This window comes from Calothrix sp. NIES-2098 (genome assembly GCF_963875125.1).
GTDB lineage: Bacteria > Cyanobacteriota > Cyanobacteriia > Cyanobacteriales > Nostocaceae > Aulosira.
This window is the reverse complement of record NZ_CAWNKJ010000001.1, coordinates 3,366,226-3,385,564: the sequence shown is the minus strand read 5'-3', so window position 1 is coordinate 3,385,564 and position 19,339 is coordinate 3,366,226. Positions and strand designations below refer to the sequence as shown.

At 42.3% G+C, this 19,339-nt stretch carries 21 protein-coding genes; 9 read left to right on the top strand and 12 right to left on the bottom strand.

The annotated features are described in order from the left end of the window. Positions 1-136: 136 nt before the first annotated feature. The 5 genes from AACU33_RS14170 to AACU33_RS14150 form a co-directional block, all read right to left on the bottom strand. Positions 137-1,144 (bottom strand): aldo/keto reductase, encoded by a 1,008-nt coding sequence (locus tag AACU33_RS14170; RefSeq protein WP_096589305.1) that lies wholly within the window; start codon positions 1,142-1,144, stop codon positions 137-139. Positions 1,145-1,216: 72 nt separating this feature from the next. Further along, positions 1,217-1,960 carry an SDR family oxidoreductase gene (locus tag AACU33_RS14165; protein ID WP_096589304.1) on the bottom strand — a complete coding sequence of 248 codons (744 nt, stop codon included), beginning with the start codon at positions 1,958-1,960 and terminating at the stop codon, positions 1,217-1,219. A gap of 12 nt (positions 1,961-1,972) precedes the next feature. Then, entirely contained in the window at positions 1,973-2,365 is a 393-nt protein-coding gene (locus tag AACU33_RS14160; RefSeq protein WP_339376002.1) for a cyclophilin-like fold protein, read from the bottom strand. A gap of 16 nt (positions 2,366-2,381) precedes the next feature. Further along, entirely contained in the window at positions 2,382-2,519 is a 138-nt protein-coding gene (locus tag AACU33_RS14155; RefSeq protein ID WP_339376001.1) for a hypothetical protein, read from the bottom strand. After that, positions 2,503-2,931: a (R)-mandelonitrile lyase gene (locus AACU33_RS14150; protein ID WP_339376000.1), complete on the bottom strand. Its 429-nt coding sequence runs from the start codon at positions 2,929-2,931 to the stop codon at positions 2,503-2,505. Before AACU33_RS14150 ends, AACU33_RS14155 begins: the two co-directional genes overlap by 17 nt. Positions 2,932-3,208: 277 nt before the next feature. Between AACU33_RS14150 and AACU33_RS14145 the strand changes: the two genes are divergently transcribed. The 6 genes from AACU33_RS14145 to AACU33_RS14120 all read left to right on the top strand — a co-directional run bounded on the left by AACU33_RS14145 (position 3,209) and on the right by AACU33_RS14120 (position 9,574). Next, on the top strand, positions 3,209-4,192 hold the full coding sequence (locus AACU33_RS14145) for an AraC family transcriptional regulator (RefSeq protein ID WP_096589302.1): 984 nt from the start codon (positions 3,209-3,211) through the stop codon (positions 4,190-4,192). A gap of 203 nt (positions 4,193-4,395) precedes the next feature. Next, positions 4,396-5,154 carry a phosphatase PAP2 family protein gene (locus tag AACU33_RS14140; protein ID WP_096589301.1) on the top strand — a complete coding sequence of 253 codons (759 nt, stop codon included), beginning with the start codon at positions 4,396-4,398 and terminating at the stop codon, positions 5,152-5,154. Between the two features lie 715 nt (positions 5,155-5,869). Next, positions 5,870-7,324: an APC family permease gene (locus AACU33_RS14135; RefSeq protein WP_096589300.1), complete on the top strand. Its 1,455-nt coding sequence runs from the start codon at positions 5,870-5,872 to the stop codon at positions 7,322-7,324. A gap of 48 nt (positions 7,325-7,372) precedes the next feature. Beyond that, positions 7,373-8,032: a cadmium resistance transporter gene (locus AACU33_RS14130; RefSeq protein WP_096589299.1), complete on the top strand. Its 660-nt coding sequence runs from the start codon at positions 7,373-7,375 to the stop codon at positions 8,030-8,032. Between the two features lie 167 nt (positions 8,033-8,199). Beyond that, complete coding sequence (locus tag AACU33_RS14125) at positions 8,200-9,036, top strand: sulfite exporter TauE/SafE family protein (RefSeq protein ID WP_096589298.1); 837 nt, start codon at positions 8,200-8,202, stop codon at positions 9,034-9,036. Position 9,037: 1 nt separating this feature from the next. Further along, on the top strand, positions 9,038-9,574 hold the full coding sequence (locus AACU33_RS14120) for a DUF1634 domain-containing protein (protein ID WP_096589297.1): 537 nt from the start codon (positions 9,038-9,040) through the stop codon (positions 9,572-9,574). Positions 9,575-9,629: 55 nt separating this feature from the next. Here AACU33_RS14120 and AACU33_RS14115 read toward each other — a convergent pair whose 3' ends face one another. The 4 genes from AACU33_RS14115 to folK form a co-directional block, all read right to left on the bottom strand. Then, positions 9,630-9,902 (bottom strand): hypothetical protein, encoded by a 273-nt coding sequence (locus AACU33_RS14115; protein WP_096589296.1) that lies wholly within the window; start codon positions 9,900-9,902, stop codon positions 9,630-9,632. An 84-nt stretch (positions 9,903-9,986) separates the two neighbouring features. Further along, positions 9,987-10,835, bottom strand: coding sequence for an ADP-ribosylglycohydrolase family protein (locus tag AACU33_RS14110; protein WP_096589295.1), 849 nt, complete (start codon positions 10,833-10,835; stop codon positions 9,987-9,989). Between the two features lie 7 nt (positions 10,836-10,842). After that, complete coding sequence (locus AACU33_RS14105; protein ID WP_096589294.1) at positions 10,843-11,391, bottom strand: NUDIX hydrolase; 549 nt, start codon at positions 11,389-11,391, stop codon at positions 10,843-10,845. 68 nt (positions 11,392-11,459) lie between these two features. After that, positions 11,460-11,972 (bottom strand): 2-amino-4-hydroxy-6-hydroxymethyldihydropteridine diphosphokinase, encoded by a 513-nt coding sequence (gene folK, locus AACU33_RS14100; protein ID WP_339375999.1) that lies wholly within the window; start codon positions 11,970-11,972, stop codon positions 11,460-11,462. 255 nt (positions 11,973-12,227) lie between these two features. Here folK and AACU33_RS14095 point away from each other — a divergent pair, with 255 nt between their 5' ends. Together AACU33_RS14095 and psb35 are read left to right on the top strand one after the other, a co-directional pair. Further along, a complete protein-coding gene (locus AACU33_RS14095) occupies positions 12,228-14,690 on the top strand; it encodes a transglycosylase domain-containing protein (protein WP_096589293.1) in 2,463 nt (820 codons plus the stop codon). Positions 14,691-14,885: 195 nt separating this feature from the next. Then, positions 14,886-15,110, top strand: a complete 225-nt coding sequence (psb35, locus tag AACU33_RS14090) for a photosystem II assembly protein Psb35 (RefSeq protein ID WP_096589292.1) — start codon at positions 14,886-14,888, stop codon at positions 15,108-15,110. Between the two features lie 93 nt (positions 15,111-15,203). On the opposite strand, the gene AACU33_RS14085 is transcribed toward psb35, so the two are convergent. Together AACU33_RS14085 and AACU33_RS14080 are read right to left on the bottom strand one after the other, a co-directional pair. Beyond that, positions 15,204-15,626 carry a tellurite resistance TerB family protein gene (locus tag AACU33_RS14085; protein WP_096589291.1) on the bottom strand — a complete coding sequence of 141 codons (423 nt, stop codon included), beginning with the start codon at positions 15,624-15,626 and terminating at the stop codon, positions 15,204-15,206. A gap of 57 nt (positions 15,627-15,683) precedes the next feature. Then, the gene (locus AACU33_RS14080) at positions 15,684-17,036 is read right to left on the bottom strand and encodes a 16S rRNA (cytosine(967)-C(5))-methyltransferase (protein ID WP_096589290.1); all 1,353 of its coding nucleotides are present in this window, start codon (positions 17,034-17,036) and stop codon (positions 15,684-15,686) included. A gap of 115 nt (positions 17,037-17,151) precedes the next feature. On the opposite strand from AACU33_RS14080, the gene AACU33_RS14075 reads away from it, so the two are divergent. Next, a complete protein-coding gene (locus AACU33_RS14075) occupies positions 17,152-17,805 on the top strand; it encodes a type I restriction endonuclease (protein ID WP_096589289.1) in 654 nt (217 codons plus the stop codon). A gap of 6 nt (positions 17,806-17,811) precedes the next feature. On the opposite strand, the gene AACU33_RS14070 is transcribed toward AACU33_RS14075, so the two are convergent. Next, the gene (locus AACU33_RS14070) at positions 17,812-19,227 is read right to left on the bottom strand and encodes a glycoside hydrolase 100 family protein (protein ID WP_096589288.1); all 1,416 of its coding nucleotides are present in this window, start codon (positions 19,225-19,227) and stop codon (positions 17,812-17,814) included. Between the last annotated feature and the right edge of the window lie 112 nt (positions 19,228-19,339).

The window sequence follows — 19,339 nt, the reverse complement described above, 5'->3', positions numbered from 1 at the left end:
ATCTCCTTGTGAAAAACTGATGCTTACTTTGTTTGTCAGTTACGAGTCTGAAACTGGGAATCTAGAACTTGAAATGGGTTCGCATTTGCTGAAATCTCTTAAGGGATAACCCAGACTTTGAATTATTTTTTACCGTTCAGCGACCTGTCATTTGTTCCAGCTTTTCGGGGTATCTAGCGCCTTGTACCGTAATCTTGGAGGCCGCATCATCGATGTCACGCAGATCGCTGGGCGTGAGTTCAATGGAGACTGCACCAATGTTTTCGTCTAAACGATGCAGCTTTGTAGTGCCAGGAATCGGCACGATCCACGGCTTCTGCGCCAGCAGCCAAGCAAGTGCAATCTGAGCAGGTGTTGCTTGCTTTTGTTGTGCGATCGCGCCAAGAAGATTAATCAAAGCTTGATTCGCCTTGAGCGCCTCCGGCGTGAAGCGAGGCAAGGTGCTACGGAAGTCGGAACTGTCGAAAGTGGCGTTTTCATCAATTTTGCCAGTCAGAAAGCCCTTACCCAGCGGGCTGTAAGGGACAAAGCCGATTCCGAGTTCCTCAAGGGTTGGTATCACTTCCGCTTCCGGCTTTCTCCACCATAGCGAGTATTCGCTTTGAAGTGCTGTCACAGGCTGGACTGCGTGCGCGCGACGAATCGTTTGCACTCCTGCTTCCGAAAGTCCAAAGTGCTTTACCTTACCTTCGTGAATCAGTTCCTTTACTGCTCCTGCCACGTCTTCAATTGGCACGTCCGGGTCAACCCGGTGCTGATAGAGCAGGTCGATCGCCTCCACTTTGAGCCGCTTGAGTGAACCCTCCACAGCTTCCTTAATATGCTCTGGTCGGCTATTCAATCCAGGCGAACCCTTCATACCGCGAGGATCGGAATTAGGACTGATGTCAAACCCAAATTTGGTGGCGATAATTACTTGGTCGCGGAAAGGAGCGAGGGCTTCACCCACAAGTTCTTCATTCAAGTATGGGCCGTAAACCTCGGCAGTATCAAAGAATGTAACGCCGCGATCGACAGTACTATGGAGAAGAGCAGTCATCTCCTGCTTGTCTTTGGGCGGGCCATAAGAAAAGCTCATTCCCATACAGCCCAGCCCAATAGCTGAAACTTCTAAATTGCTGTTTCCCAGTTTTCGTTTTTGCATTGTTTGAACTCCTGTGTTTGCGTTAAGAGTTGCAGCCTTCACGTCCTCTAACTACGTCACGTCGCACTATCCTTACCAAGGCTGCGTGGTTGGGCCAATCGTAAATTCGTTCACGTTTGTGTCTTCTGGCTGGTCAATCGCAAATGCCACAACATTGGCGACTCGATCTGGTGAGATGCCATATTGCTTATACAACGCTGTCATTTTTTCAGCCGAATTTTGGTCAGTAATCTGACTTAACAACTCAGTGTTAATTGCAGCAGGATAAATTGTTGCAGTCCGAATGTTAGTTCCCTCTTGAGCAGACTCTATGCGGAGAACTTCCATGAAATCGCGTACAAACCATTTCGTCCCACCATAGATCGCACCACCTGGATAAGCTTTTAATCCAGCAAACGACGAAGTTGCGATAACGTGTCCAGACTTTTGGCTAATAAACGTTGGCAATACAGCAGCAATACCATTTAATACACCCTTGATATTGATATCAACCATTTGATGCCATTCATCAGTTTTCAATGCAGAAAGTGGAGAAGTGGGCATGATGCCAGCGTTCAAGAAAATAACATCGACTCCTCCAAATGTTTCCTTGGCAAGCTTGACGATCTCAGCGTTATCAGATGGGTTAACCACATCCATCACTTGATAGATGGCTTGTCCGCCAGCGCTTTTAATTGCATCAACCAGTTGTCTCAATTGTTGCTCGCGCCGCGCACCTAATACGACTTTAGCGCCTTTGCTGGCAAGCAATTTCGCAGTTGCTTCGCCAATCCCTGATGATGCACCAGTAATAATTACAACTTTGTCTTTAATCATCTTATTCCTCAATTACTTCCTTTCAACAAGCTCAACTGTTACGTTCACAGAGCCAGGAAGGTTAAATGCCTCGATGCCACCATCTATTTTTCCGAGGATAACGAGTCCGTTGGCGTATCCAGAATCTCTATAAAACATCGCCAAATTCCCCCAAGGAGCGTAATAAGCAATATCTCCAACAGCAGGATCGCTGCCTGGGGGTGCATCTTCTATAGATAATTTTTTTGGCAGATAACTGATTTTTTCGGTTTTCGCGTAATCTTTTAACGTCAGTGTTAATGGCAGCAGGGCAATAAAATCCTGAGTGGTTTTGCTGTCGATCAAAGTAGCTGTAACGACTTTGTCTTTGACCTTGATGTTTATCTTCATATTGTCTGCCTGCTTGGTTGATATTTCAGTCGGCATCTTCAACGAGGCACTGCTAGTCATACTGTTGTCGGCACGGCAGGCTGAGTAACTCAGGGACATCACTAGGGCAAGAACCAAAATCAGCATTTTCTGTTGGTAATTTTTCCCCTTGATGGCAAACCATCTCAAAAGCACTAATAATTTTCTCCATACTGCTCGTCGCTGACCTTTTCTAGCCAGTCCACAGGCTTACCATCAAGCCATTCTTGAATAGCGATGTGCGTCATGGCTGTGGTTGGCGTGGCACCATGCCAATGCTTCTCACCTGGCTCAAACCAGATCGTGTCTCCTGGACGAATTTCTTCAATAGGGCTGCCCCAGCGTTGTGCAAGACCGCAGCCAGCCGTTACGATTAGAGTTTGTCCTAACGGGTGGGTGTGCCATGCTGTCCTAGCGCCTGGCTCGAAGGTGACACTGGCACCAGATGTGCGTGCTGGATCGTGCGCCTCGAACAGGGGGTCAATGCGGACAGTGCCGGTAAAATACTCGGCAGGCCCTTTGGCGGAAGGCTGTGAGCCACTTCTTTTGATATCCATTTGCTTAATTCCTTCACTTGATGCCATTTGGGTTGCTAGCCCAATCGTAGAGATTGAGCACTTATGCTTGCTCTATCTGTAGGGATGGATTGTTTTAAGAAACCAGGTTAGCCTTGACAGCATTTTGGTTGTCAGTAGGCGAGTCTCTTGCCAATCAAAACTGAGTTTTATCTTGAATAAAAATCTAGAATGCTTACAAGAAGTCGGAATCGTTTTTCATTGCTTTAGCTTCATTGTAAGAACCCTCAAAGGCAAGCGATAAAACAATCGTCTAAAATCGTTGTACAATCCTGCAAACTTAGAAATGAAAGCTGCCAAAACTAGAGAAAAGTCCGATCTAGATTTAATTAACAATCAGCAGGCAAAGCGCGAGGCAGATAGAGCGCAAGCCAACAGAGAAGAACTGACTCTTGCTATTGCACAGGCCATTCCTAAAGATGGAACGATTGAGCCACTCAAAGGATTACACTTCAAACGCTCCTCTTCGCCTGGAGAATGCGCTCATGGTCTCTCTGTCCCTGCTTTTTGTGTAATTGCCCAAGGCAGTAAAGAAGTGCTTCTGGGGAGCGATCGCTATCTGTACGACCCGATGCATTATCTGCTGGCGACTGTCGAACTACCGATTGTCAGCCAAATTTTGGATGCGTCAAAAGAAAAACCGCACCTGAGCCTTCGCCTCGATCTCGACCCCACACTCGTTGGTTCAGTCATGGTTGAGGCAGGGTATGCTTCATCTCGTAGTCGTGCTGATGTGAAAGCAATTGATGTAAGTCCTTTGGATGCAAATCTGTTGGATGCTGTGGTGCGGCTCGTCAGGCTTCTAGATTCCCCTACTGAAGCTCATGTTCTTGCACCATTGATTAAGCGGGAAATCATTTATCGGCTCCTGATGGGAGAACAAGGTAACAGGCTCCGTCATATTGCCGTTCTGGGTGGCTACACCCACCACATCGCTAGAGCCGTCGAGCGACTGCGTCAAGACTTTAAGGAACCGCTGCGGATTGAAAGCATCGCCAGAGAGATGGGAATGAGTGTTTCGGGCTTTCACCATCACTTCAAGTCCGTCACCGCCATGAGTCCTTTGCAGTTTCAGAAGCAACTGCGGCTCCAAGAGGCTCGTCGGCTGATGCTAGGGGAAAACCTTGATGCTACCAGTGCTGCTTACCAAGTGGGGTATGAGGATGCTTCCCATTTCAACCGGGAGTACAAGCGGTTGTTTGGTGCCCCACCGATGCGCGATGTGGCACGGCTGCGAGAAACTGCTAGGGAGACGGCTAATTCAATATAATCTCCTTAAAATGCCCTAATCATGCCATAAATCGTTTCCACGCAAACATCCTTGAATGCGGGCACTTCAGGTTGATCGAGAACCAACCGCACCGTTTAAAACCAATTATTATCCATAGTTATCTCTCAAATTCAGTCCTTAATTAGAGGACTTACGCGAAATTAATATTTATTGTGGGATTGCACTAATAAATTATAGAAACTGTGAAACAAGCGACTAATGAGCGCCGTTCGCCGCTGAGTTTTCTCAAAAACGTTCTGATTACCCATTGGCGTTCTTTATTAATCCTCCTAATAGGAGTCTATTTACCTTTTCAGTTTTTTGAAATTTTAGCAGTCAAGGTATGGCAGAATGCGGCTGGCTTTCCTTGGGATGTGCCGATTCTGTTATCCATCCACTCTCAAGCACGATCGCAATTAGATGTATTAGCGGTCATCTTGACGAAGTTTGGCTCCTTTTGGACAGCCTTACCGATTTTGAGTGCGATCGCCTTCATATTATGGCAAAGACGGTGGTGGCGATCGCTCGCTTATTTGCTCACCACTGCATTGGGAAGTGCAATTATCAACCGCACGGCTAAGGAACTCATGCATCGAGTACGTCCGCAACTGTGGGTATCTGGCGCGCCTGAGTTTGATTATGCATTTCCCAGCGGTCATGCAATGACAAGTATGACGCTAATTATAGTCCTGCTGATTTTGAGCAGAGGTTATCCTTGGCGCTGGTTGGTTCTTGTTTTCGGTAGTTTCTATGTCGTGGCTATTGCTTGGACAAGACTGTATTTGGGAGTTCACTTCCCTAGCGATATTCTCGCAGGTTGGATGGTTGCGATCGCCTGGGCCATTGGAGTGAGTCTAATTATCAAACCCCATTTGAATCTAGCCAACCCCATAATTGCTGATGCAACCGTGGATGAAACTTCTCTACTGCCAGAAGAAAAACAGGTTTTAGCAAACGATTAAACTCATTCTAGACAAAGGAGAAGGCAGTGCAAGGGTTTTGGGAGTATCCCTCTTGTTTAATCATTTGCAGGTTTTCATTTTGTATCTCTAATTTTTATAAATTGCAGGTTATGTTTATCTAAAAAAATGTCAATCTTGTAACAAAAATAACTTTTAGCTGTTCTGAATTTTTTTCTACAATACCTCAGTATTTTTCAGAATAGCTATTAATTTTTAACCTCCTACTTTAATTTTCACTTGGCAAGATTAGCCTAATAATTGGGTTTTATACTTTTTAGTTTTAAGTAGATATTATGCTGGCTAGCAGCTTAAGCCTTACGTGAATGCGATCCCATCATTTAATTAAATTCAATTTCCCCAATTCCTATAATCTTATCGGGTATTATTTTTATCTTTATATTTAAGGTAGAAATTATCGAATTATTTGTTAAAAACAAAATACGCTATCTTGATAAAGTTAATGTAAATCAATAAACTTTAGACAAAGTTTAAAAATTATATTTTTCTCATACTTGATTGAAGAAAATACATAGGGTAGTATTACCTCTATCGTGAGAAATACAACCACTGATAGAGGTTGTTTATTTGAGATATATATCGAAGTCTATGCTCAAATTTTGGGGATAGATAAATAGGATTATTGTGCTTTAAAACAATATCATAAACCCTCATAATCCCCTCGATATATGTACTATTCCCTCGCAAAAGCAGCAAAATGAAAAAGGAAATTTCATCGCAGCATAGTATTCATGGCTTAAAGCCAGATTGTCTTTCCTTCACAGAAGTGCTAGCTCAATCTTTTGCTGTAATTGCCCCTACAACAATACCAGCATCTAACATTGGCTTAATAGTTGCGCTGTCAGGGAATGGAACTTGGCTAAGTTTTTTAATAGGGCTAATAGGGCTATTATTTGTCAGCATTAATATCAACCAATTTGCTAGTCGTTCCGCCTCTCCTGGTTCGCTATATTCCTATATCGCTAAAGGACTCGGCCCAATGGCTGGTGTAATTTGTGGCTGGAGTTTGGTCTTAGCTTATTTATTGACTGGGATGTCGGTACTCTGCGGTTTTGCCAACTTCAGTGGAATGTTCTTTGATCGTTTAGGTATCCATCCTTCTAGTATTACGTTATTAGCAATTGGTGCGGGAATTTCTTGGTATGCAGCTTATAAAGATATCCAAATTTCCGCAGTAGCGATGCTATTGATGGAGGGGATATCTATTTTATTAATTGCTATATTGTGCATGATTATTTGGGCACACAAAGGTTTTGCACTGGATATTTCTCAATTGACTTTATCTGGTGCAACACCAGGTAGCGTGGCGACAGGACTTGTTTTAGTTATGTTTGCTTTCTCAGGTTTTGAAAGTGCAACATCTCTGGGTGATGAAGCAAAAAATCCCTTGCGAACCATTCCGAAAGCTGTCAAAGGTAGCGTTATTCTGGCAGGTCTTTTTTACATTGCAACTACCTATATAGAAGTCTTAGGATTTAACGGTACGGGAGTTTCGATTGCTAAAACTGAAGAACCACTGGGTTTTTTATCACAGCAAGCCGGAGTTGGCTTTTTAGGAGAATTAGTTGCTTTAGGTGCTTTACTTAGCTTCTTTGCTTGCATCCTTGGCAGTATAAATCCTGCTGCTAGAGTATTCTTTTTGATGGCGCGTCATGGTCTGTTTCATTCCTCTTTAGGTACAGCGCATTCATCCAATAAAACACCTCATGTTGCAGTCACAATGTGTTCTTTAATTACATTTATTGTGCCTGCTGTCATGTCTGTTTTTCATATCAAATTGTTCGAGAGTATGGGTTATTTGGGTGCAATTTGTAGCTATGGATTTTTAACAGTGTACATTCTGATATCCATTGCTGCACCAGTTTACCTATACAACATTAGACAACTTCGTTGGCGAGATATAGTGTTTTCAGTTTTGGGAGTTGGATTCATGATTATTCCAGTTCTAGGAAGTATTGGTATTCCTGGTAGTACGCTTTTCCCAGTACCCGAAGCTCCTTACGATCTATTTCCCTACCTATTCTTGTTCTACCTAGTTGTCACCTGTGGATGGTTCAACATTAAAAGGTTGCGTTCTCCCCATCTGATTGTGGGTATGCGCCAAGAAGTTGAAAAGATTCACGCCAGATTTAACGATCGAAAAATTCCTTAATTTTTGTTGCCTTTCTCGAATTTCTTAAATCTAAAATCCAAAATTGATATGAGTGGTTTAGTCACTGCAATTAGCACGGGAATCACAGCTTTTAGCGCCACCAACATTGATGATATGGTGCTGCTGACGTTGTTTTTCTCACAAGTAAATAATACGTTTCGGCGTTGGCATATTATTGCTGGTCAATACTTAGGTTTTACAGCACTAATTGTCGCTAGTCTTCCCGGTTTCTTTGGCGGTTTGGTGATACCGCGTCCTTGGATTGGTCTATTTGGGATAGTGCCAATAGTCATAGGAATTCGTGCTTTACTCAAACATGAAGAAGATGCTGCGGATGGAGATGAGATAGAAATCAAGCAATCTCACCACTCACTTTTAACCAAATTTCTCAACATCCAAACTTATAGTGTAGCTGCGGTGACATTTGCCAATGGTACTGATAACATCAGCATTTATGTTCCTTTATTTGCCAGTAGTACTGGGGAAAGCTTGCTGGTAATTTTAACAGTATTCTTTCTACTAGTTGGATGCTTGTGCTACGCAGCTTATAGATTAACTCATAATAGAGCGATCGCAGAACTTATGGCTCGCTATGGTCATCATATTATGCCTTTTGTTTTGATGGGATTAGGAGCTTTTATTTTATTAGAAAGTGGAGTGTTAACTCTAGCAAATATATTGGATGGTGAATTATTACCTGACTTGTAAATCTAAGCTACAAAAATTATCGGCTGGGGTTGGAAGTATCAAAAAAATGAAATGTTATCTAAGCATCATATTTAGCTTTCATCCGCCTGCCAAAGAGTAATTAATTATTTATCATCTATATTAAAAATCTCATCATCCAATATATATCTAATAAAGAGGTATGAAATTTGAATATTCTGGAATTTTCTTTACTAGTTTGGATTGGTTCATTTACAGCTGGCTTTCTAGGCGCATTAACTGGTTTAGGAGGTGGAGTGGTAATTGTTCCCTTATTAACTTCAGTATTTGGTGTTGATATTCGCTATGCTGTTGGAGCCTCACTAGTATCTGTAATTGCAACTTCCTTAGGTGCGGCGTCTACTTATATTAAAAAAGGCTACGCAAATTTAAGATTGGGAATGTTTTTAGAAGTAGCCACAACGATAGGTGCTATAGTTGGCGCTTTACTCGCAACTTTTGTCTCTGTGAAAGCACTAACTATCGTGCTGGCGATCGTCCTGATTTATTCAGCATATCTTTCTCAAAGACCCAGAGTAGAAAATATTGAAGATGAACCAGCCGATCCCATAGCTAACTATCTCAAACTCAATGGTACTTATCCCACTGCTGATGGCGTGATGTCTTATCAAGTTCATGCTGTGCCAGCAGGATTTAGTGTCATGGTAGTAGCAGGCGTGCTTTCGGGTTTGCTTGGTATTGGTTCGGGGGGATTTAAAGTATTAGCAATGGATCAAGCCATGCGTTTACCCTTCAAAGTTTCTACTACCACTAGCAATTTTATGATTGGTGTGACAGCCGCTGCATCAGCTGGAGTGTACCTCGCAAGAGGTTACATCGATCCGGGTTTGTCAATGCCGGTAATGTTGGGAGTACTACCTGGCGCTTTTTTGGGTGCAAGAGTTCTGTTAGGAACTAAAACGCAAACTTTGAGAATAATCTTTAGTCTTGTGCTGGTAATAATGGCTTTGAAGATGGTCTACAACAGTTTAATTGGAGGACTGTAAAATGTATAAATTTAATTCGGGTTTGCAGTCACTCTCATCAACACAATCTGATACTGAAGTATTAGCAATAGCTCTACAGCAAAAAAATGTAGATTGTGATATAGAAGAATTCCCAGAAACTTTGTCTAATAGTTGTGAGATTGAGGAGCAAAATAATTTAGCAAAAAGCTTAAGCGATCGGCAACTAGAAACTCTACTGAGCAACCTCCTAAAATATGGAGTTTTACTTGCTAGTACGGTGGTATTAATCGGAGGAATACTCTACTTAATCCGCCACGGTTCTGAGCCTGTCACCTATCATTTTTTTCAAGGAGAACCTTCAGAATTTCGCTCACCATCAGGTGTAATCAGTGCAGTTTTATCAGGTAGCCGACGTGGCATTATTCAACTAGGATTGCTATTATTAATAGCTACACCTGTTTTGCGTGTAGTAATTTCTTTGTTGGCTTTTATCTGGAGAAGAGAATTTATTTACGTTATCGTAACTTTGTTAGTATTAGCCAGTTTAACTTATAGCCTTGTGGGAGCTTACTACTAATTGCGGTGAGATATAAAAAATTGTGATTATACCCAAAATTCAGAATTTTCTTTACTCACGAGCCGGATAGAAAATCATTAACAAATCCCATACTTTGTTGAATTAAATTTGTCAGATAGGTTCTTAATAGCTCTAGAGTTTCAACAGAACTAGTTCCGCCAAAAAGAGCAACCGCTAAACTTATTAAACCTATCAATAAAGCTAAAGTTCTGCCAAAACAACCTGGATTAATCTCCACAAATCCTAGTTTGGTTTGTCCTAAAACCGCAATCACAAGGAAAACTATTCCTGCAATAAAAAAGCCATTAGTTGAAGGGAAGCTGGTCATAGTCTTTTAAATATTCACAACTTTGATTATAGCGGCTATAAAATCTTTCAACCAATTATAATTTCTAGTTTTGAGAACTAACTTTTAGTTAATCTTTCTGTCTACCAAACTCATCAACTGCTTATCTAATTCGATGAGATAATCTCTACCGTAGGCACCATTCTCTAAACCTGTCACAAGATGTGTAGGGATGTCCTGTTCAATTTCTTCACTACACGAACCAGCAGCTAAAGCAATTGTCGCTACTGTATCGACATCTCCGGTAAAAGCTATACAGTCTTGTAACAGTTCGCTCATACTGTCATTTCGGATTAGCGCTGTAATTGCAGCTCTAACACTCATCCATCCTTTAGACTTAACTTTACCTTCCCAAGGCTTAGACCATTCTCCAGACAGTACATAGCCTTCAAGAAACTGTCCTAATTTGCGCTTTGGCCCTAATCGATAAATAAAATAATGCGTCATCAAGGCTGCTGCAACGGCGGCGTTAATGCCATCGGGTGTATTGTGGGTAATAGCTGCTTGAATTGTTGCAGCCTCTATTACCTTTTCGGGTGTGGAGAAAATGCCAATTGGCCCCGCACGCATTGCAGCACCGCTTTTGTCACTGTCTGGGCGAATTTTTGCTAAAAACTCTGACCCATCTTGAATATTTAAGAGAAAATCGTAGAAGCCACCAGCGTAACCTTCTCTGCGATCGCGTTTAAAGCAGGTAACGAAACTCTCAGCTAAAACTTGCGGCGTCCAAGGTGCTTGCGACACAATTACTTCCGCAATGGCAATGCTCATTTGTGTGTCGTCTGTATAGCAACCTGGATTGAGTCGATGACGGGGATGTTTAACGTATCGACTCAAATCGTTATAGACGCTCATTTCGTTAGCGTATTCAAAGCCTGCACCGTAGGCATCGCCAATTGCTAATTCTATGAGCATCTGGATTTTAAACTAAGAAAGGACGAGCCAATAAAAAGCTAGAAATCGTCTTCGCATCTACTGGTTCGCCATCGATAAAAGCTTTCTCCAGTTCGTCAGGAGTGTAGTAGAGGATTTCAATATCTTCATCATCTTCTTTAGCTGGTGGTGTCTCTAACTTTTCTAAATCTCGCGCCAGAAAAGCATAGAGAATTTCATCCGAATAACCAGGAGCTAGAAAAAACTCTCCTAATTTATCCCATTTTTGGGCACGATAACCAGTTTCTTCTTGAATTTCCCGCTGCACGGTTTCTAAGGGATCTTCATTGGGTTCTACTGTACCCGCCGGAAATTCGATAATTCTGCCTTGAATAGCAAAACGGTACTGGCGCAGTAATATCAGCTTACCCTCTGCTGTTACGGGCACAGCTAAAGCACCGCCTGGATGACGAATACATTCCCATTCTCCCTCCGCTTTGTTAGGTAAACGCAAGCGATTCACTTCAAAATTAAACTTGCGCCCTTTATAGAACAAGCGTTGTCTCAGCAGCTGTGGTAATTCTCTACCTAGTGGCATAGTAAAATTGTGTTGTCTCTGGATACACAGGCAAGCACTGAAGCTGTCTGCGTTTATGGGTGGTAATTTTAACTGTCCATCAATAAATGTACATCAGAACAGTTTACCTCTTTAACCAAATCTTTAATAACACATCCAGAAATCGGTTCTACCCAATCTGGGGCAATTTCTGCCAAGGGAACCAAGACAAAAGCCCTCTCTCGCATTCGGGGATGGGGAATTTGCAGGGTTGGGGTATCGATAATTAAGTCATCATATAACAGCAAATCTAAATCTAGGGTGCGGGGCCCCCAACGCTCTTGACGAACGCGCCCAAATTTTTGTTCGATCGCTAATAAATTTTCTAATAACAGCTGCGGTAGCATGAAGGTTTTGACGATGACGCAGCAATTTAAATAATCTGGTTGTGGCGGGCCGACAGCTTTCGTTTGATAAAAGTGGGATTGGGCTTCGAGAAAAATATCTGGAGTTATAGCTAAAGTTGCGATCGCTGCTGGCAAAATTTCTCGCGAATCACCGATATTACTACCAAGAGCGATCGCGGCACTCACACCTTTAGCGATCGCGCCAGTTGCGGACATACTGCTAATCCTTGTTTCTATGCCTATATCTTGGGGCATATTTCTTATTGCCGATCGCAGTATTTTTGCTGCGAAGAATTAATTAAAATTCTGTATTAATATTTACGGGATCAAACTTAAAGAATTCCAAAAAATCATTGTTTGTTACTTAATTCTCTGGTTTATTTATGGGATATTATACTAACACAAAGGTGGTATGCTAACCCCGATACTGCTGGTGGTTAGGTAACAATTACATTTGAGCGAGGAACTAATGTGGGGAAACTAACCTCCTGGTTCAAGCAAGGATCGAGCGATTTAAGTGCATCTGACAAGGAGAAACCGCGATTGTCGCCTGGTAATCATCTCGAAAACGAGGAATCCATAAATGAAAACTTACCACCAACAAAGCCGAGTAAGGGAAAGCAAGTACTAAACCAGATGCAATATGTTTCATCTGGAATAATTGCCAAACTATCCAGCCGCGATAAACCGTTTTATCGTCGCCTTTGGTTCTGGGCAGGCTTGAGTGTAGGTGGGGGAATTATTGCCTTTAACTACGGTATTGGCACAATAGACCGCACATTGCCAGATAAATCGGAGTTAAACGCCGTAGTCCGAGAGCAAACATTAACGATTAAAGCGGCTGACGGTACTATCTTACAACAGCAAGGAGAAGCGGCAAGAGAACAGCTCAATCTAGAGCAAATGCCAGATAGGTTGAAAAAAGCTTTCATCGCCTCAGAAGATAGAAGATTTCAGCAACACAATGGAGTCGATGCGCAAGGGATAGTTAGAGCCGTTTGGAGTAACTTGCGATCGCAAGATGTTGTCGAAGGTGGTAGCACCATTACCCAACAGTTAGCGCGGATTCTCTTCCTCAAACAAGAAAAGACAATCTGGCGCAAGCTCAAAGAAGTGCGTCTGGCGCAGAAGATGGAGCATGAATTGAGCAAAGACCAAATTCTGGAGCGTTACTTGAATTTGGTGTATTTGGGATCTGGAGCTTATGGTGTAGCTGATGCAGCATGGGTATACTTCAGCAAATCAGTGGATCAACTGACTTTGCCGGAAATGGCTACGATCGCCGGATTAGCACCAGCCCCCAGTAGCTACGCCCCAGACAAAAATCCGGAGGCTGCAAAAGCTAGGCGAAATTTGGTGTTGCAAAGAATGCAGGAAGATGGCGTAATTACCGCCGCCGAAAGAGAAGCCGCCATCCGAGAACCGCTAATAGTTAAAAGTAGTTTCCCCAAGCGCCTGCAAGTAGAATCTCCCTACTTTACTACCTATATTCAAAAAGAATTACCCAAGTATGTTGCCCCTGATGTGTTAGCAGGTGGGGGTTTAGTTGTAGAAACCACCTTAAACCCGACTTGGCAGAAATTTGCCGAAGAAGCAGTGGCCAAAACCCTGAGAAACCAAGGCCGCTGGGAGAACTTTAAACAAGCAGCAATGGTAGCTATTGACCCCCGCAATGGTGAAATTCAAGCAATGGTTGGGGGTAAAGACTTTGGCAAAAACCAATTTAATCGCGTGACTCAAGCCCAGCGTCAGCCAGGCTCGACATTTAAAGGCTTCGTTTATGCTACCGCGATCGCCAGTGGCAAAAACCCTTACGATACTTACGAAGATGAGCCTTTTGTCGTAGACGGTTATGAACCGAAAAATTTCAGTGAAAAATTTCACGGTTCGATGAGTATGCGAGATGCCCTCACCCGTTCGATTAATATAATTGCGGTGAAGGTATTGATTGATGTAGGGTTTGAGCCAATTATTAAACTCGCCCATGACATGGGAATTAAATCGGAACTCAAACCTACTTATTCTTTAGCGCTGGGTTCAAATGAAGTAAATTTGCTGGAGTTGACGAGCGCTTATGGTAGCTTTGCTACCCAAGGCTTACACACAGAAGTTCATGGTATTCGTCGTATCCTCAACCGCCAAGGTAAGGTAATTTGGTCGGCTGATTTCACCTCCAAACGTGCCCTTGATGCTGATAGTGCGGCTATCATGACCTGGATGTTACGTAATGTCGTAGAAGAAGGTACTGGTGCTGCTGCCCAATTAGATAATAGACCCGTAGCTGGGAAAACAGGCACTTCTGATGAAGCCCGCGATTTATGGTTTATTGGCTACATCCCCCAACTCGTTACCGGAGTTTGGCTAGGTAATGATGACAATCGCCCGACTTGGGGTAGTAGTGGTAGCGCTGCTTATACCTGGCATGAATTTATGGAAAAAGCCGTAAAAGATATGCCAGTAGAAAAGTTTCCTACCAGACCTAAACTTGATGGTCGTAAAGGCACTATCAAAGCCAAGCCCCTGAAGCCAGGCAAAATTGTCAATAAGGCTATTTCCTCAAATGATGACGATGAGGACAACTCCAGCAGCGAAGAGCGTCCATCCAGAAGACGCAGATATTATCAACAAGATCAACAACAAGAGGAAACGCCCAGACGCCGCAGACGTTATTATCAACAGCAAGATGATGAAACGCCTTCATATAGTAGGCGGCGTCGATATCGGAGTGAAGAATCCAGCAGTAGTAGTAACTCTTCTTCAGAAGAATCTCGTCCCAGACGCCGCAGTCGGCAGGTAGAATCTTCTGAATCTTCCACGCCTCGCAGATCTCGGAGGTCGTCATCCTCGTCAGGTAATAGCTCTTCGAGTTCGGGAAATTCATCGCCAACACCGCCTAGTTGGCGGGAGAGGCTAAAACCTTCTTCCTCGCAATAAGAGCGATCGCATTTTTGAGATGATTTGTTCAAGGATTGTCGTCAAGGGTGGGGTTTCCCTGCCCCTAAGTTTGTCGCATTATTTTTTAACCTTAGGCAACTAATCTTCCAGGGTTCAAACTAGGGGGGGATGTTAGGTGCTACGCTCGTTTTATAGTGTGATAAGCAGTGTTACCTAGATTAGGAGAATATACTCATGCTTTTATTCATGCAGACGGCAGCAGAAGCAGCGAATGCACCACATTTTCCTTTTGCTTTTACCTTTGTTTACGTATTTGGTTTTATTGCTGCTGTCACCATTGGTTCAATCGCCTGGTACAACTCTAAGCGTCCACCCGGTTGGGAAAGCAAAGAGCGTCCTGACTTTGTGCCCAAAGTTGAAAAAGAAGAGACTCCGGGTGTGGGCGAACCGAAGTCATAAGCTCTGATGAAGCTGAATTAAATTATCAAATTTTAAAATCATCAACAGGCGCGGTTTACCGCGTCCGATCAAATCAACAATCATAAATCTCTGTTAGTTTTGAACTTCAACCCAACGCCGATAAAGCTTTTGAATTTGTTTGAGCAAAGCAGTATGGGCTGATTGGGTTGATTCACTGGCTTTGGAAATCTCCTGTAATTTGGTCAGGAGTCTTGCTTCCTCGATCGCAACGTCGCCGTCGCTGTAAATTAAACCACTAATCGCTTCAATCAGACTAACGCAATCTTCCATACTAGGGCGATCGCCTAAATATTCTTGCACCCAGCCATAGCATTCTTTTGGCTGAACAGGAACCAATTCGTACAACCACGGCTTAATCTCTGGATCGGTAGCTACACCTTTGGCTTGGGCTATTTCTCGGAGGTATTGCCGTTCTTCCGGCTGGATTACACCATCAATCCAAGCCGCACCAATCAGGATTTTCACTAAGTTTTTCACATTGGAATTAGTAACCATGCTGCATCCTCTGGGAGATTTCAACCTCGATTAAATCCTACAATCCTAATCCAGTATTCACTCGGAATCATTAGTTTTTCTTAAGCGAACCATAAAAAAACCATCCATATTCTGGCGATGAGGCCAAACTTTGCACCAACCTGATGGGGTGGAATAGGCAAACAAGGGTGAATCAGTATTAGGAGGTTCTATTTGCCAATGCGGATACTCAGCTAAAAACTCAGAAATCACCGCTTCATTTTCGGCTGGATGTAGCGTACAAGTAGCGTAGACTAGCACACCACCCGATTTCACAAAAGTTGAAGTATGTGCGAGTAATTCCTTTTGCAGTTTTGAAAGTTCTTGGACGCTTTCTGGTGTCTGTCGCCAACGCGCATCAGCATGGCGGTGCAAAGTTCCCAAACCAGAACATGGTGCATCTAATAATACGCGGTCTGCGGTATTTTGAAACTGTAAGAATTGCCGACTGTCGCCAGTACAAATTTGAATAGATTGCAAATTTAACCGCCGTGCATTTTCTTGGAGTTTGCGCAGTCGGGAAGCAGTGCGATCGCAAGCCCAAATTTTCCCTTTATCAACCATCAACTCAGCGATGTGAGTTGTTTTCCCTCCAGGTGCAGCACAAGCATCAACGATTGCTTCTCCTGGTTGCGGCTCGAGTAAATGACTCACCAACTGAGCACTAGCATCTTGTACAACCCACCAACCTTCTTTAAAACCAGGTAAATTTTGAATCGGGCCGCTATTACTAATTAATCTTAAAGCTTGGGGTAAATTCGGAAGCCGCTTCACTAAAACATCAGCCGATTGCAAAGCCTTTTCCACCACATCAATAGAAGTGCGCAGCGGGTTAACGCGCAGATCGATTGTTGGTGATTGATTCATCCATTCACATAACTGTTCTGTTTCAGCAAAACTGAGTTGTTCTAACCATACTTGAATAATCCAGTCAGGAAAACTGTGTAAAATGCCCAAGCGTTCTACAGGATTTTCTGACAATTGTAAGGGAATACCCTCACCACCTCCCGCTTGCCTAATATACTGTCGCAACAAACCATTCACAAAACCCGTAAGTCCAGCAAAGCCGTTTTCTTTAGCTAGTTGAACTGTAGTATTGACAGCCGCAGAAGCGGGAATCCGTTCTTGATAGCAAAGTTGATATAAACCCAGATGTAGGATAGTGCGGAGGTCTTTTGGTTGTTGTTGAGATTTCTTTTTGGCAAATTGGTCAATCAAAGCGTCGAGAGTGCGTTGCCTTCTCACACTGCCATAAACTAATTCTGTGACTAAACGACGGTCAATATCTTGTAATTTAACCTTTTGCAGAACTTTGTCTAAAGCAACATCAGCATAAGCCCCTTTGTGAACATCTCGCAGGGCAAGAAAAGCTATTTGACGGGGGTTGTCCATGAAAATCTTGAAACTGTTGGATTTTAATTTTCTCTAATTAGGGAATCAAAATTATACTAAATTTAAAAGTAGATAAGCTGTGTCGCTATACTAATAGATTAGTTTTCAACAAATTATGGTTAAAACAATTGGAATTACTAAAGCTATTACTAACCTAAATCAGGTGCATACTAAGTTCAATTTAACTTCGACTTCTGAGCCTGATTTTTTTACAGAATGGTTTGAGAATTTACCCGAACTGACTGATAGTGAAAAAGCCTCTTTGAATCGGCTAAAGAGTCGCTACCTCTATTATGCCGCAGATGGTGCTATTACAGAAGGTACTGTCAATATTATTATGCTATCTCCACTACTAGATTTAATGGGTTTATGCGATCCGCCTTTTAAGATGCAGAGTGAGGAATTAGTCAAGGTCGAAATCAGAAATGGAAGTGAAGAAGAACTTACATTAGAAGGATTTATTGATGCTTTAGTAGTACAAAATAGATTATGGGTAGTATTAATTGAATCGAAACGCTATGGTTTCAGCGTTATGCAGGCTCTGCCACAAACTTTAACTTATATGATGGCAAATCCTAACTTAGAAACACCGATTTTTGGAATGATAACGACGGGCGAAGACTATATATTTATCAAGTTGAATCAGCAGCGACTTTTGTATTCTTTATCAAAGAAGTTTACTCTCTCTAATCCTCAGAAAAATGAAATGTATGAGGTTATGCAGGTAATGAAGCGAATTATCAGCTTGTTTGTAGAAATTAAGATTTAATTAGAGTTACAAATCGCACACGTGGGCAGCATTATCTAAATCAAATTCTGCAAAACTAATTAATTCTAAATAATCGGGATTGCGCAGCAATTCTTTTGCCAATAAAAATCCGCTAATTGTCCAAGTTTGATATCTTCTAGCTTGTTTACCAATTAACAATCCTCTTGTCCCATCATAACATTCCGGCCATTCATCTTCGCTGAGGCGGGATTGAGCTATTTCAATAGCATTGTGAGCAAGACTTGTTCTACCTGTTTTTTGCGCAGCCGCACTTAGCAACCATAATAAAACAGGCCAACTGCCACCATTATGGTGAGACCAAGGTCTATTTTTCGGATCGCAACCTGTAAAAATTCTATACTCTTCTTTTTCTACAGCCGGAAAACAGATTTTCATCGGCATTTCTCCGACTAAATCGTCCCATTGTTCTTCGATAATATTCATAATCGCTTGTGATTGGCGATCGCTAGCTAAAGAACAAAGAATCGCCATCAAATTTCCTAAAGAGAAGAAGCGAGTATCTAGTTGCGATGGCCCTACATTACCTGCTAAATAACCGCCAAGTTTTGGCAACCAAAGAGCCAACTTAGCATAGCCAATTGAATCTGCATATATATTGAACTGATTAACTGCTGTTTGACCATATTCTTCACCCTTAAAGCGATAAATTACATTTAAGCGATGTCTATCTATCCAATAATGATTGCGAATATGATCTCGTAAAAGAGGTAAGCGATTATCTATACCGATAACAATTTCTTCATCGCCTGCACAAATTAGCAGTTTCCGCGCCGCACGCAAGGCTGCATAAAACAGAGATTGAATTTCTAAAGGATACCCATAAATACCCAAACGACGTTGAATCATACAAGCACCGTCTGGAACCAATAGGGTTGGGTACATATCAAATCGAGTCGCCAAGCAAAGTTCCATTATTAACATGATTCCCTGCTGAAACTCTGGTTGCAAGGCGAAATTTATATCTTTAGTAGCTTTGACATAGGCATATAAAAGAATCACCCACCATAAACAAGAATCTACTGGCGTAACTCTGGCGATCGTGTGTTCGCCAAAATCCGCTTCTAAATATTCTTGTCCATCGGCTGAGATAACTTTAAAGCTTGCTGGTATCAATCCCCGACCAGGTGTATAAGCATTTAAGAGATTTTCAGTAGGCTGTAATTTTAACGTTTCTTCGAGAAAATTACGCACAATATCATACCTACCTTTAATCAGAAAAAGTAAGGCTGAGGGTACGAAATCTCTGATAAAGCATTGGTCATAATTCAATGCTATTTCTAATTGCTCACCAGCAGCGATTGTACCTATGGGGCGACCTTGATAGTAAACAATGGACTTTTCTAGTAGTTCCCATGCCTGGTTATCTATGTCATCAAATAATACTAATTCCTCTCTTGCCATTGCGAGAAATACTCCCAATTTCTTGAATTTCGGCAGGATATGATACGTTTGTTTTTCTTGATTTATGTAATATTCTTTGTAACAAAGAGATATAGTTACTGAGCTTTTACCA